This is a genomic window from Streptodolium elevatio, from assembly GCF_053592165.1.
This window is the reverse complement of record NZ_JBSFVE010000027.1, coordinates 99553-113785: the sequence shown is the minus strand read 5'-3', so window position 1 is coordinate 113785 and position 14233 is coordinate 99553. Positions and strand designations below refer to the sequence as shown.

The window sequence follows — 14233 nt, the reverse complement described above, 5'->3', positions numbered from 1 at the left end:
GGGGGCCCGGGGCCACCCCCCGGCGGGGGCCCCCCCCCCCCGGGCCCGGCGCCCCCCCCCCCCGCCCCTCGCCCCCCAGGCGCCCCCCCCGGCCCCCCCCCCCGCGGCTGGCCACATCGCCTCCTCCGAGGTGGTGTGGCCTCACCGTTTTGACCAGGCCCGCATGATCCGGCCGGGCCGGAGCCCGGTGTCTGAGAGACCGGCGCGCGTTCAGCCGTCACCGCGCCACCCCCGCTATCGCCACCCAAGACCGACCATCGCGACAAAGGGCAGATTCATCGCCTGTCGATCGCGACATTTTGGCGATTCTCCGTCCAACGGTTCATGCCGTCACGGATAACGATCACATTGCCTTGGGAATTCCACCGGGACACGCCTAATTCGCGGCCCCTCGGGACCGATCATGCGATCACGCTTGATCAACAGGGAAAATCCCGGGCGAGGCGTTGCCTTCCAGCCCCAGATATCCGCTCGGTGGCTCCCACGCGAGTAATCTCTAGCCGTAGTCCCCCGGGATCAGGGCTACCAATCCATTCTCCCGGGGGCTACCCGACCAGCCGGTGTGTCCGAATTCCCACAAACAGAACCCGAGGTCCCAATTGACCAGTCCACCGACCGTTCCGATGTGCTCGGGCCTGCCCGAGCACACCAGGCACAACGCGCCGAGCGTAGATAGGTCACGCCCCACGGCGCCACAGGTCACTGCTATCGCAGGCCCGGACGCACCGGCCGGAAAACGCCGTCGGGCGCGGGCTCCCCGCGTGCCCGTAGCCGGCGTTGTCGACATCGCGTCAGCCCCGCGCTCCGAAGCACGTGGCCCACGCGCCGCCACGAATGGGACCGTGTCCTGCACAGTCGTGGCGGCAACGCGCGGGGCCCGTGGCCTGTCGACATATTCCTGTGCCGGGCGGGACGCGACGCGCGTGGCATTGTCACGAAATTCGAATACGACCATATCGCGACACGATATTCCGGGGAGCCGCCCTCCGCGAGGCGGTGACCGACGAAACACCGGCAGAAATTGCAACGTGTTGCCATTGCGGCACGGAAATCCGAGGTCGCGCCGTTTCGCGCGGGCGCCCGCGGCGGTATTGCGGCGGCGGGTGCCGGAGCGCGGCGTACCGGAAGTCGAGGTCAGCGGAAAGCGACCCGGGGCAGCCCCCCCCGCGGACGAGTTCACCAGGTGGTTCGGGCCGCAGACATTCCGCATGGTCGCGCACCTCCGGTTCCGGCTCCGCCACGCGACGGGCCCGGATCCGGCGCTGCTGCGCGAAGCGGCCGAGCTCACGGCGCATGCGGAGCGCCTGGTGGAGGCCTGCGTCGTCCGCGCCCGACGCGAGGGCCTGCCCTGGACCGTGGTCGCCAACTCGCTCTCGCTGACTCCCGCCGTGGCCCGCAAGCGCTATGCGGGCGCCGAACGACGGCTGGGGACCGTCCGCGACCTCCAGGAGACGGCCGCGGCCCAGGATGCGACCTGGCCCGGCCCGCCCGTCGTCCGTGCGTTCGCCCTCCTCTTGGCGGACATGGTCACGTCGTCCGGGACCGCGCCCCGGGAACTCGCCGCCCGATCCGAGATCTCGCACTCGTACCTCAAGCGGGTGCTCGCCGAGCGCGGCGTCCCCTCGTGGCCCGTCACGCGGCAACTTGCCCTGTCCTGCGGCGCCGATCCGTGGCTGCTGCACCAGACGTGGCTGCGCGCCCGCGCCGAATGGAACAAGCCGAAACGCGCGATCCGGCCTCCCGGGCGACGGGTCCCGCAGCCGCGGGTCCGGCCCGGTGGAGCGGTTCTTCGGCGCCATGGCCGAACTGCACGCCGCGGCCGGGGAACCCCCGGCGGCGATCGTCGCCCGGCGGGCCGCGGGCGGCATGAGCACCGAGACCGTGCTGCGCGTCCTGCGTGGACCACGGCTTCCCCGCCTCCCGCAGACCGAGCTGGTCGTGGCGACCCTCGGCGGGAACATCGACGAATTCACGAACCGGTGGGCGGCCGCGCGCTCAACCTGAGCGGTGCCGTCGTCCGCCTGTTCAGCGCCTAGGCGAGCGCCGCGAGGGACCGCTTATGCCGCGGGGAGACCGGCCGTCGCCTTGGGGGCGGCCGCGTCCTCCACGGCGGGCCAGCGCCTGCCGATCCAGCGCCAGACGATCTCGATGAGCAGGGCCGCGACCACGGCGATGCCGACGGCGGTCCAGGGCATCTCGGTGCCGACCAGCTTGAGGTCGAAGAACTTCTGGAAGGCCGGGACGCTGATCACCAGGGCGAAGCCCAGGGCCATGGTCAGGACGAGCGCGATGCGCCACAGGGTGTAGGGCCGGGCGATGATCGCGAGGACCCACAAGGCGACCAGGAACAGCGTGAGGGTCGCGATGGACGTCTCGGCGCTGCGGGTGGCCTCGGTACCGCCGTAGTAGTCGCGGGCGATGAGGTACGACGTGAAGCACGCCGTACCGGCGATGAACCCGGCCGGCCCCGCCGTGCGCAGCACCCGGTTCACGAAGCCCGGCCTCGCCCGCTCCTTGTTGGGGGCCAGGGCCAGGAAGAACGCGGGCGTGCCGATCGTGAACCAGGCCAGCAGCGTAAGGTGGCGCGGCAGGAACGGGTACGGCACGTTGACGATCACGACGAGGATCGCCAGCAGTACCGCGTACGACGTCTTGGTCAGGAACAGGTTCGAGACGCGCTCGATGTTGCCGATGACGCGGCGGCCCTCGCCCACCACCGACGGCAGCGCCGAGAAGCTGTTGTTGAGCAGCACGATCTGCGCGACACCGCGCGCTGCCTCGCTGCCGGAGCCCATCGCGACGCCGATGTCGGCGTCCTTGAGAGCCAGCACGTCGTTGACGCCGTCGCCGGTCATCGCCACGGTGTGGCCACGCGACTGGAGCGCGCCGACCATGTCGCGCTTCTGCTGCGGGGTCACGCGGCCGAAGACGGTGTTCTTCTCCAGGATGTCGGCCATCGCGTCGCGGTCCTCGGGCAGCGTGCGCGCGTCCACCGGGTGCTCGGCACCGGGGATGCCGAGCTTGGCCGCGACCGCGCCCACCGAGACGGCGTTGTCGCCGGAGATGACCTTGGTGGCCACCCCCTGGGCGGCGAAGTACGCGAGGGTGTCGGCCGCGTCGTGGCGCAGCCGCTGCTCCAGCACGACCAGCGCCGCGGGGTGCCCGTGCAGCGGGTTGTAGGGCGCGGTCAGGTCCTCGACCGGCTCGTCGGTGCGGACCAGCAGCAGGACGCGCAGTCCGTGCGAGCCCAGGTCCTCCGCCTCGGCGAGGATCGGGTCGCCGGGTCGGGCCAGCACCTCGGGCGCGCCCAGCAGCCACGACTGACGCGCGCCGTCGACCACGAACGTCGCACCGGAGTACTTGCGGGCCGAGGAGAACGGGATCGTGGCGTCCTCGGTCCACGTCGAGGGCGCGTCGCACTCCTCGATGATCGCCTGGAGGCTCGCGTTGGGGCGCGGGTCGGTGGTGCCCAGCGCGCCGAGCGCCTCGCGTACCGGCAGCGACGGGTCCAGCGCGCGGACCTCGGTGACGTTCATGCCGCCCTCGGTCAGTGTGCCGGTCTTGTCCAGGCACACGACGTCGACGCGGGCCAGGCCCTCGATCGCGGGCAGCTCCTGCACGAGGCACTGGCGGCGGCCGAGGCGGATGACGCCGACCGCGAAGGCGAGCGAGGTCAGCAGCACCAGACCCTCGGGGACCATCGGCACCACGCCCGCGACCATGCGGCGGATCGCCTCGGGAACGTCGTCGTCGTTGATCCGGTACTGGCTGATGACCAGCGCGATCGCGGCCGGGATCAGGACCCAGGTGACGTACTTGAGGATCGTGCTGATGCCGCCGCGCAGTTCGGACGCGACGAGCGTGAAGCGCGACGCCTCCTCCATGAGCTGGGCGGCGTACGCGTCCTTGCCGACCCGGGTGGCCCGGAACGCACCGGACCCGGCCACCACGAACGACCCGGACATGACCGGGTCGCCGGGCTGCTTGAGCACCGGGTCGGCCTCGCCGGTGAGCAGCGACTCGTCGATCTCCAGGCCCGCCGCCTCGGTGACGATGCCGTCGACCACCGCTTTGTCGCCGGACCCCAGTTCGATGACGTCGTCGAGGACGATCTCGTGCGAGGAGACGCCGACCGCCACGCCGTCGCGGCGCACCCTCGGCTTGGCCTCGCCGATCACCGCCAGCCGGTCCAGGGTCCGCTTGGCGCGCATCTCCTGGATGATGCCGATGCCGGTGTTGGCGATGATGACGAAGCCGAACAGGCCGTCCTGGATCGGTCCGACGACCAGGATGATGACGAAGAGCACGCCGATGATCGCGTTGAACCGGGTGAAGACGTTGGAGCGGACGATCTCGCCGGTCGACCGGCTGGAGCGTACGGGTACGTCGTTCACCGCACCGCGCGCGACGCGTTCGGCGACATCGGCGGCGGACAGTCCGCGCCTGTCGTCGAGCACGCGGCCGGCCACGTCGTCGGTTGTCGTCTCCTGCGTCATGGACCTCACCGTATGCGGCTGGAAAGGGCGGCGTACAAGCCGGGGTTGACGTTCATGCCCGGGTAGCAGAGCGCCTCCGCCGTACGGGCGACGGCGGAGGCGCACCCAAGTCATCCTTGGGGACTACTTTGCCAGGAGTTTGTCCGGAGTGGTCGAGCGGGCCGTGCCTACTCGATCACGGTGACCGGCCCGAGGCCGAGTGCCTCGACCGGCTCACGGATCTGCGACGCGTCGCCGACCAGCACGATCACCAGGCGCTCCGGGTCGAAGCCGGCCACCGCGGCGTCCGAGGCGTCCGCGGTCGCGACCGCACCGAGCCGCGCGTACAGCCCCGGCAGGTAGTCGTCCGGGAGCCGCTGCGCGACGACGTCGGCGAGCGAGTCGGCGACCGAGCGGGACGTCTGGTACTTGAGCGGGGCGACACCGACGAGGTTCTGCACCGCGGCGTCGCGCTCGTCGTCGGTCAGCCCCTCGGCGGCCAGCGTCTTGAGCACCGCCACCATGTCGGCCAGCGCGGGCCCGGTCACATCCGTCTCGACCGAGCCGGTGATCGCCAGCAGCGCGCCGGAGCGCAGCGACTGGTTGAGCGCGCGGATGCCGTACGTGTAGCCCTTCTCCTCGCGCAGCACCCGGTCCAGCCGCGACGTCAGCGTGCCGCCCAGGCAGTACGTCCCGATGCTGAGCGACGGCCACACCGCGTCGTGCCGGTCCGGGCCGAGACGCCCGGCGAGCACCTGGGTCTGCACGCTGCCGGCGCGGTGCACGATCACCACGCGCGCCGCGTCGTCGGCCCGTGCGGCCGCGACCTCGGTCGGCGGGGCGTCGCTGCCGGTCCACCGGCCGAGCGTGCGGTCGAGGATGCCGTCGAGGTCGACGCCGTCCAGGTCGCCGACCACGACGACGGTCGCCGTGGCGGGGCGCACGTGAGCGGCGAAGAAGTCCGCGACCGCCGCACGGTCGACCCGCGCGACGCTCTCGGCGGTGCCGGCTCGCGGCCGCGAGATACGCGCGCCCGCGTCGAACAACTCGCCGTACAGCGCGATCGCGGCCCGGCGGGCGGGGCTGGCCAGTTCGTGCACGATCTCGTCGAGGCGTTGGCGCACCAGCCGGTCGACCTCGTCGGCCGGGAACGCGGGCGCGCGCACCGCGTCGGCCATCAGGCCGAGCGCGCGCTCCAGGCGGGACGCCGGGACGTCCAGCGCGACCTGCACGCCCGCATGGTCCGCGCCGGCGTCCATCGTGGCGCCGCAGCGCTCCAATTCGGCGGCGAACGTCTCGGCGTCCATCGTGTCGGTGCCCTCGCTCAGCGCGCGGGCCATGATCGTGGCGACGCCGTCGATGCCCTCCGGCTCCGCGTCGAGCGGTGCGTCGAGCAGCAGCTCGACGGCGACGACACGCTGCCCGGGGCGGTGCACGCGCAGTACCGACAGCCCGTTGGCCAGGCGCGTGCGGTCGGGCGCGGGGAAGGTCCAGGGCTTCTCCGGACCGGCGCCGGGGCGGGGGTGGAACACCATCGTGGTCTGGGTCATCAGGCGGCCTGCCCCTCGGCGTCGTCGGTGTCGGTGGTGTCGCTGCCGTCGTCGGAGTCCTCGGCAGGCAGCTCGTAGACCAGCACCGCGCGGTTCTCCGGCAGGAGGCGCTCGGCGGCGACCGCGCGGACCTCCTCGCCGGTGATGTCCAGGACCCGGTCCAATGCGCTGAACGCGAGCGACGCGTCGCCGAACAGCGTGGCGTACCGGCACAGTTCGTCGGCGCGGCCGCCGACCGTCGCCATTCGGTCGAGCCAGCCGCGCTCGATCTGCGCCTGTGCCCGCTCCAGTTCGGCCGGCGTCGGGCCCTCGGCGGCGAAGCGCGCCAACTCCTCGTTGACCGCGGCGTCCACCGCCTCGACCTCCGCGTCACCGGACGCCTTCACGTCCAGCAGCGCGACCGACGGCGCGCCGACGAGCCGCATGATGCCGAACCCGGCGTACACCGCCAGTTCGTCGCGGCGCACCAGGCGCGTGTTGAGCCGCGAGCTCTCGCCCTCGCCCAGCACGGTCAGCGCCAGGTCGGCGGCGTCGGCCTCGCGGGCGCCGTCGACGGGCAGCCGGTACGCGGCCATCAGCGAACGCGACGGCACGTCCTCGTACACCGTCTCGCGAACCTCGCTGCCGATCACCGGCGGCAGCGTGCCGTCGGCCGGGACCGGCTTGCCGTCGTGCGCGGGGATCGTGCCGAAGTACTTCTCGACCCAGGCGAGCGTCTGTGCGGGGTCGATGTCGCCGACCACCGCGAGCACCGCGTTGTTGGGCGCGTAGTAGGTGCGGAAGAACTCCCGGCAGTCCTCGAGCGTCGTCGCGTCGAGGTCGGCCATCGAACCGATCGGCATGTGGTGGTACGGGTGCCCGGCCGGGAACGCCATCGCCACCAGGCGCTCCCACGCGGTGCCGTACGGCACGTTGTCGTAGCGCTGGCGGCGCTCGTTCTTCACCACGTCGCGCTGGTTGTCGAGGCTCTCCTGCGTCAGCGCCTCCAGCAGGCCGCCCATGCGGTCCGCCTCCAGCCACAGCGCGAGCTCGACCTGGTGGGCCGGCATGGTCTCGAAGTAGTTGGTGCGCTCGAAGCTCGTGGTGCCGTTGAGCGAGCCGCCCGCCGACTGCACGAACTCGAAGTGCTGGTTGCCGTGCACGTTGGCCGAACCCTGGAACATCAGGTGCTCGAACAGGTGCGCCAACCCGGTGCGGCCGGGCTGTTCGTGCCGCGAACCCACGTCGTACCACAGGCACACGGCGGCCACCGGGTCGATGTGGTCCTCGGACAACACGACCCGCAACCCGTTGGCGAGCCGGTGCTCGGTCGCCGTGAACGTCTCGGCCAGACCAGCCATGCCCCATCAGTCCTCTCCGCCGGCGCCTCGCGGCCCCACACCACGAGCGGCCGCATCGGCGGCCTGCACGCAACCTTACTGACGGAAAGCACCCGACCCGGGGCGGCGAAGCCGGCGTTCGCGGCGGGCGAAGCCGGGAACAAACCGCGCGACCGCCCCGCGACCGCCTACTGCTGGTAGCCCTCGACCTCGCGGGCGGGACGCACCGCGGCGGCCGCCGGGTCCTCGCGTGCGTCGCGGCGCGCCCGGCGCTGCCGCAGCAAATCCCAGCACTGGTCGAGCTCGACCTCGATGGCGTGCAGCAGTTGCTGCTCCTCCTCGGCCGTGATCTTCCCCTGTGCCAACTGGTCGCGCAGCGCGTGCTCGGTGTCGACCATCGAGCGGATGCGGTCCAGGATCTGCGGGTCGTCCATGGCAGCCCTCCGTGCCTCGCGTAAGTGCGGCGAACACCGGCCCATTCCCCGTTAGCGTGGCCCTCATACCTCACCCGGCGCGAAGAACGCCCGCAAACCCGGACGATCCCCCGCCCGGCGTCGGGTCGCTGCACTCGCATGTCCTACCGGGGGGACACAATGGGGCGCGTCCGCCCCAAGCCTAAGGAGCCCGCCGCAGTATGGCCCGCCGCAGCACGAAGACGCCTGGCCAGGACCAGCCCGACGACTTCGAGGAACGCATCCTCGACATCGATGTCGTCGACGAGATGCAGGGCTCGTTCCTGGAGTACGCGTACTCGGTCATCTACTCGCGCGCTCTGCCCGACGCACGCGACGGACTCAAGCCGGTCCACCGGCGCATCCTCTACCAGGCCAACGAGATGGGCCTGCGCCCCGACCGCGGCTTCGTGAAGTGCGCGCGCGTCGTGGGCGAAGTCATGGGACGCCTGCACCCGCACGGCGACAGCGCCATCTACGACGCGCTGGTCCGCATGGCCCAGCCGTTCTCGATGCGGCTCCCGATGGTCGACGGCCACGGGAACTTCGGCTCCCTCGGCAACGACGACCCGCCCGCCGCCATGCGGTACACCGAGTGCCGCCTGTCCCCCGCCGCCATGCTCATGGTGGAGTCGATCGACGAGGACACCGTCGACTTCGGCCCCAACTACGACGGCCAGGAGCGCGAACCGCAGGTCCTGCCCGCGTCGTTCCCGAACCTCCTGGTCAACGGCACCTCCGGCATCGCGGTCGGCATGGCGACCAACATGCCGCCGCACAACCTCACCGAGGTCATCGCCGCCGCACGCGAGCTGATCCGCCGGCCGCACGCCACCCTCGACGACCTCATGAAGCACATCCCGGGCCCGGACCTGCCCACCGGCGGCCGCATCGTCGGGCTCGGCGGCGTACGCGACGCATACGAGACGGGCCGCGGCACGTTCAAGATCCGCGCCACCGCGACGGTCGAGAACGTCACGCCGCGCCGCAAGGGCATCGTCGTCACCGAACTGCCGTACAACGTCGGCCCGGAGAAGGTGATCGCCAAGGTCAAGGAGCTCGTGCAGTCCAAGAAGCTGCAGGGCATCGCGGACCTCAAGGACCTCACCGACCGCGCGCACGGGCTGCGCCTGGTCATCGAGGTCAAGAACGGCTTCAACCCCGAGGCGATCCTCGAACAGCTCTACAAGCTGACGCCGATGGAAGAGACCTTCGGCATCAACAACGTCGCGCTCGTCGACGGGCAACCACTCACCCTCGGCCTGCGCGAACTCCTCGAGGTCTACCTCGACCACCGCTTCGAGGTGGTACGCCGGCGCAGCGAGTTCCGGCGCCGCAAGCGCCAGGAGCGCCTGCACCTGGTCGAGGGCCTGCTCGTCGCGCTCATCGACATCGACCGTGTCATCGAGCTGATCCGGGCCAGCGACAACGCCGCGCAGGCCAAGGAACGCCTGATGGAGACGTTCTCGCTCTCCGACATCCAGGCGACCTACATCCTCGACACGCCGCTGCGCCGCCTGACCCGCTTCGACCGCATCGAACTGGAGGCCGAACGCGACAGGCTCCAGGCGGAGATCGACGAGCTGACCGAGATCCTCAACTCGGACCAGCGGCTCCGCAAGATCGTCTCGGACGAACTGGCCGCGGTGGCCAAGAAGTACGGGACGCCGCGGCGCACCGTGCTCCTGGAGTCGGCGGGCTCGCCGACCGCGGCGGTGCCGCTCGAGGTGACGGACGACCCCTGCCACGTGCTGCTGTCGTCGACCGGACTGCTCGCGCGTACCCCCGGGGCCGACCCGCTGGCCACCGAGGGCGCGCGGCACAAGCACGACGTGGTGGTCTCCGGCATCGCCGCGACCGTGCGCGCCGAGATCGGCGTGGTCACGGACACCGGCCGCCTGCTGCGCGTCAACGTCGTCGACCTGCCCTCGCTGCCGCCGAGCAGCGTCGCCCCGAACCTCTCGGGCGGCGCGCCGATCAGCGAGTTCGTCACCCTCGAGGGCGACGAGAAGGTGGTCTGCCTGACCTCCCTCGCGACCGACTCCCCGGGCCTGGCCCTGGGCACGGCCCAGGGCGTCGTCAAGCGCGTCACCCCCGACTACCCCTCGAACAAGGACGAGTTGGAGGTCATCGCGCTCAAGGACGGCGACCGTATCGTGGGCGCCGTCGAGCTGCGCACCGGCGACGAGGACCTCGTCTTCATCACCGACGACGCCCAGCTGCTGCGCTTCCCCGCCTCGCTGGTACGCCCCCAGGGCCGCCCGGCGGGCGGCATGGCCGGCATCAAGCTGGCCGAAGGCCACTCGGTCATCTCGTTCACCGCGGTCGACCCGGGAGCGGACGCCCTCGTGGTCACGGTCGCGGCGTACAGCGGCGACGCGTTGTTCGGCGCCGAGCACGGCACCGCCAAGGTCACCCCGTTCAACGAGTACCCGCGCAAGGGACGCGCCACCGGCGGGGTGCGCTGCCAGCGCTTCCTCAAGGGCGAGACCGCGCTGGCCCTGGCCTGGGCAGGCCCTACCCCCCTCCGCGCGGCGAACGCCAACGGCACCCCCGTCGACCTCCCGGAAGTGGACCGCCGCCGGGACGGCTCCGGGTCCCCGCTGGCCAAGCCGGTGGCAGTGGTGGCGGGACCGCCGGCGCCCTGACGGACGTACGCGCGACAAGTCGGGGGTGGCTGACGAGACGTCAGCCACCCCCGAACCGTTGTGGCCGGCTGCTGCGGGTGCGTGGTGCTCTTGGGGTTGTCGACGCGCTCAGTGCGGGGCGTACTGCTCGGCGTACTGCTCCAGGAGGGCCACCGAGAGGGCGTACTTGGCACGCAGGCGGGTCTGGGTGACTTCGTCGAGCTGGCCGAGGCGTGCTTCGGAGCAGTTGTCGGCGATGTCGGCACGTTTGACGACGAGGGCGATCGGATCGGCCGCGGCCCGGGCCATGCCGGCCTCAAGCGGTTCGCCCGGCAGTTTGGACAACGCGATCACGGCCGCCACGACAGGGTTCGGACAGCCGGCCCCGTGCAGGTCAGCGGCGGTGACGTCGGTGTCCTCGATGACGTCGTGCAGGACGGCGGCCATCTGGTGCCACTCGCCCTCGGCCTCGACGGCGCGCATGACGCGCAGCGGGTGGGTGATGTACGGCTTGCCGCCCTTGTCGAGTTGGCCCTCGTGCGCCCGGCGGGCAATCGCCACCGCGTCGTCGAGGGCGAAGGCCGGTGTCCCGGACGTCTGGTCTGCCATGCCGGTGCGCTCCCCCGGTCTCGGTTACTGCTCCCAACCGTAGCCCGCCGCGATCATTCCGGCCCGGGCGGAGCGGTTGATCCGCAAAGATCCGGAAATGCCACCGGCAACCGACCGGATACCCGCCCAGCGGCCGCTCCGTCCGAAAAGTTGACCATGTACGGTACACATCCGTGGAGACCTGCTCTGTTCTGTCCAGCACGTACGCCGAGCCGATGGCCGGGACGGCGCCGACCGCGCGCGGCTGGCTCCTGATCGAGCACCCCGGTCCCTGGGCGGCCAAGGCCCTGACCGGCAGTCGGGGCATCGACCCGGAGATCGGCGGCATCGTCGAGCGCCGGGCCGCCGCGGCGGGGCTCCGGGCCACGCTGATCCGGACACCGGGCCGTACCGCGGACGTGCCGGGCGCGTCCCGCACCGTGTTCCTGGCCTGGACCGAGCCCGGCAACACCTGGATGCGCAGGCTCTCCGTCGACTCCGTCGAGGACCTTCTCGCGCTGGACTTCGCGGCGCTTGCGGGTGCCGCGGAACCGGAGATCGGCGTCCCGTTCGACGAGCCCCTGGTCCTGGTGTGCACCAACGGCAAGCGCGACCGCTGCTGCGCGACGGCCGGGCGCCCGCTCGCCGACGCGTTGGCCGGGCGTGTGCCGGGCTCGGTCTGGGAGGCCACCCACCTGGGCGGCCACCGCTTCGCCCCGACCGCCGTCGTGCTGCCGGACGGGTACGTGTACGGCCGCCTCGACGCCGACGGGGCCGTCGCGGCCCTCGACGCCGCGCGTACCGGCCTGATGCTCGTGGCCGGCTGCCGGGGCCGCTCGACGTGGTCGCGTCCCGCCCAGGCGGCGGAGCTCGCGGTGCGCGAGGAGGCGGTCGAGCACACCGCCGACGTCCTGGCCGTCGCCGAGCCGGAGGAGCACGCCGACGGCGTGTGGACCGTACGCGTGGACCACGTGGACGGCCGGACGTGGACCGTCGAGGTGACGGCCCACGCCGAGGAGCCTGAGCGGCCGGAGAGCTGCGGCAAGGGGCTGCTCAACCCGCTGAGCATGCGCCCGCGCCTGGTGATGCCGGCGCACTAGCGCCGCGCGTACCGATGCCGCGCACTGCCATGCCCCTGCTGCCTTGCCGCATGCCGCTTTGCCGCGCGCCGCGTGACCTTGCGCCCCGTCAGTACGCGCCGGCGCCGGTCAGGGAACGGACCTCCATCTCCGCGAACTTCGAGTCGTCGGGCTCCTCCTTGGACCGCAACGTGCCGATCCAGCCCGCCAGGAAGCCGATCGGGATCGAGACGATGCCCGGGTTGGCCAGCGGGAACCAGTGGAAGTCGACGCCCGTCACGAGCGGGTTGGGGCCGCCGGACACGACCGGCGAGAAGATCACCAGGACCACCGACGAGACGAGTCCGCCGTAGATCGCCCACACCGTGCCGCGGGTGTTGAAGCGGCGCCAGAACAGCGTGAACAGGATCGTCGGCAGGTTCGCCGAGGCCGCGACGGCGAACGCCAGGGCGACCAGGAACGCGACGTTGAGCTTCTGCGCGGTCAGGCTCAGCGCGATGGCGACCGCGCCGATCACGATCGCGGACAGCCGTGCCGCCGCCAGTTCCTCCTTCTCGCTCGCCCGGCCCTTGTGGATGACCGCGGCGTAGAGGTCGTGCGCGGCGGACGACGAGGACGCCAGCGTCAGCCCCGCGACGACCGCGAGGATCGTCGCGAACGCCACCGCCGCGATCACCGCCAGCAGCACGACGCCGCCGATCGAGTCGCCGCCCCCGCCCAGTTCCTCGGCCAGCAGCGGCAGCGCGGTGTTGCCCGCGGCGTTGGACGACCTGATGGCGTCGGAGCCGAGGATCGCGGCGGCGCCGAAGCCCAGCACGATCGTCATGAGGTAGAACGCGCCGATCAGGCCGATCGCCCACATGACCGACCGGCGCGCGGCCCGCGCGGTGGGCACGGTGTAGAACCGCACCAGGATGTGCGGCAGCCCCGCGGTCCCCAGCACGAGTGCGAGCGCGAGGCTGATGAAGTCGATGCGGCTGGTCAGCGAGCTGCCGTACTGGAGCCCCGGCTGCAGGAACGCCTCGCCGTGCCCGCTGGTCTGGGCCGCGGTGTGCAGCATCGCATTGACGTTTCCGTCGAAGCGCAGCAGCACGAGCACCGTCAGGGTCACCGCGCCCGCCATGAGCAGCGCGGCCTTGACTATCTGGATCCAGGTCGTGCCCTTCATGCCGCCGAACGTCACGTACACGATCATCAGGCCGCCGACGGCGATGATGGTGAGCGTCCGCGCCGAGCCGTTCGCGTCGCCGAGGAGCAGCGCGACCAGCGAGCCCGCGCCGACCATCTGGGCGAGCAGGTAGAAGATCGAGACGACGATCGAGGACGCGCCCGCGGCGGTGCGCACCGGGCGCTGGCTCATACGGAAGGCGAGGACGTCGGCCATCGTGTAGCGGCCGCAGTTGCGGACGAGTTCGGCCACCAGCATCAGGACGACCAGCCAGGCGACCAGGAAGCCGATCGAGTACAGGAACCCGTCGTAGCCCACCAGCGAGATGAGGCCGGCGATGCCCAGGAACGACGCCGCCGACATGTAGTCGCCCGCGATGGCGAGGCCGTTCTGCGCACCGGAGAACTCGCGCCCGCCCGCGTAGAAGTCGTTGGCCGTACGGCTGTGCCGGCTCGCCCAGATCGTGATGCCGAGCGTGATGGCGACGAACCCGAGGAACAGGCCGACGGTGAGCATGCGGTGGTCGTCCCCGGCCGCCGAGGCCAGGTCGCTCGCGGCGATCACCGGAAGCGCTCCTGGGTGTCCCAGCGCAGGTTCAGCGCGGCGCGGTCGCGCTTGCGCACCGCGTTGCGTGCGTACAGCCACGTGATCAGGAACGTGGACGCGAACTGGGCGAGCCCGAACGCGAGAGCGACGTTGAACTCGCCGACCAGGCGGCGCGCCATCAGGTCGCGGGCCATGGTGGAGGCGAGGACGTACGCCAGGTACCAGGCCAGGAACAGCGCCGACATGGGGAAGACGAAGTCGCGGTAGCGGCGGCGGATCTCCTGGAACTCGGGGCTCGCCTGCACCTGAAGGTAGACGTCCTCCCGCGTGTCGGGGGTTCGTGCGTGGCGCCCCGTGCGCGCGACCGGGACGGGGCCCCGGTCCTGTGCCCGCCCGTACTCGGAGTCGCGGTACGAACTGGTGGTCACG

At 71.6% G+C, this 14233-nt stretch carries 10 protein-coding genes; 3 read left to right on the top strand and 7 right to left on the bottom strand.

Annotated elements, in window-relative coordinates; translation table 11 throughout:
- Positions 1-1776: 1776 nt before the first annotated feature.
- Positions 1777-2004, top strand: coding sequence for a hypothetical protein (locus tag ACWD12_RS35175; RefSeq protein WP_450102998.1), 228 nt, complete (start codon positions 1777-1779; stop codon positions 2002-2004).
- Positions 2005-2057: 53 nt separating this feature from the next.
- On the opposite strand, the gene ACWD12_RS35170 is transcribed toward ACWD12_RS35175, so the two are convergent.
- From ACWD12_RS35170 to ACWD12_RS35155, 4 genes are all read right to left on the bottom strand, one after another.
- Positions 2058-4496 (bottom strand): HAD-IC family P-type ATPase, encoded by a 2439-nt coding sequence (locus ACWD12_RS35170; protein ID WP_450102997.1) that lies wholly within the window; start codon positions 4494-4496, stop codon positions 2058-2060.
- Between the two features lie 167 nt (positions 4497-4663).
- Complete coding sequence (locus tag ACWD12_RS35165) at positions 4664-6025, bottom strand: M16 family metallopeptidase (protein WP_450102996.1); 1362 nt, start codon at positions 6023-6025, stop codon at positions 4664-4666.
- Entirely contained in the window at positions 6025-7365 is a 1341-nt protein-coding gene (locus ACWD12_RS35160) for a M16 family metallopeptidase (protein WP_450102995.1), read from the bottom strand. The genes ACWD12_RS35165 and ACWD12_RS35160 overlap by 1 nt, the downstream gene beginning before the upstream one ends.
- A gap of 167 nt (positions 7366-7532) precedes the next feature.
- Positions 7533-7778 (bottom strand): DUF2630 family protein, encoded by a 246-nt coding sequence (locus ACWD12_RS35155; protein WP_358354162.1) that lies wholly within the window; start codon positions 7776-7778, stop codon positions 7533-7535.
- A 200-nt stretch (positions 7779-7978) separates the two neighbouring features.
- On the opposite strand from ACWD12_RS35155, the gene ACWD12_RS35150 reads away from it, so the two are divergent.
- Complete coding sequence (locus ACWD12_RS35150; protein ID WP_450102994.1) at positions 7979-10444, top strand: DNA gyrase/topoisomerase IV subunit A; 2466 nt, start codon at positions 7979-7981, stop codon at positions 10442-10444.
- Between the two features lie 108 nt (positions 10445-10552).
- Here ACWD12_RS35150 and ACWD12_RS35145 read toward each other — a convergent pair whose 3' ends face one another.
- The gene (locus ACWD12_RS35145) at positions 10553-11032 is read right to left on the bottom strand and encodes an HD domain-containing protein (protein ID WP_450102993.1); all 480 of its coding nucleotides are present in this window, start codon (positions 11030-11032) and stop codon (positions 10553-10555) included.
- Positions 11033-11205: 173 nt separating this feature from the next.
- Between ACWD12_RS35145 and ACWD12_RS35140 the strand changes: the two genes are divergently transcribed.
- On the top strand, positions 11206-12111 hold the full coding sequence (locus ACWD12_RS35140) for a sucrase ferredoxin (RefSeq protein ID WP_450102992.1): 906 nt from the start codon (positions 11206-11208) through the stop codon (positions 12109-12111).
- An 88-nt stretch (positions 12112-12199) separates the two neighbouring features.
- Here ACWD12_RS35140 and ACWD12_RS35135 read toward each other — a convergent pair whose 3' ends face one another.
- Positions 12200-13774, bottom strand: a complete 1575-nt coding sequence (locus ACWD12_RS35135) for a solute symporter family protein (RefSeq protein ID WP_450103001.1) — start codon at positions 13772-13774, stop codon at positions 12200-12202.
- 44 nt (positions 13775-13818) lie between these two features.
- Positions 13819-14232: a DUF485 domain-containing protein gene (locus ACWD12_RS35130; protein ID WP_358354154.1), complete on the bottom strand. Its 414-nt coding sequence runs from the start codon at positions 14230-14232 to the stop codon at positions 13819-13821.
- Position 14233: the final 1 nt, after the last annotated feature.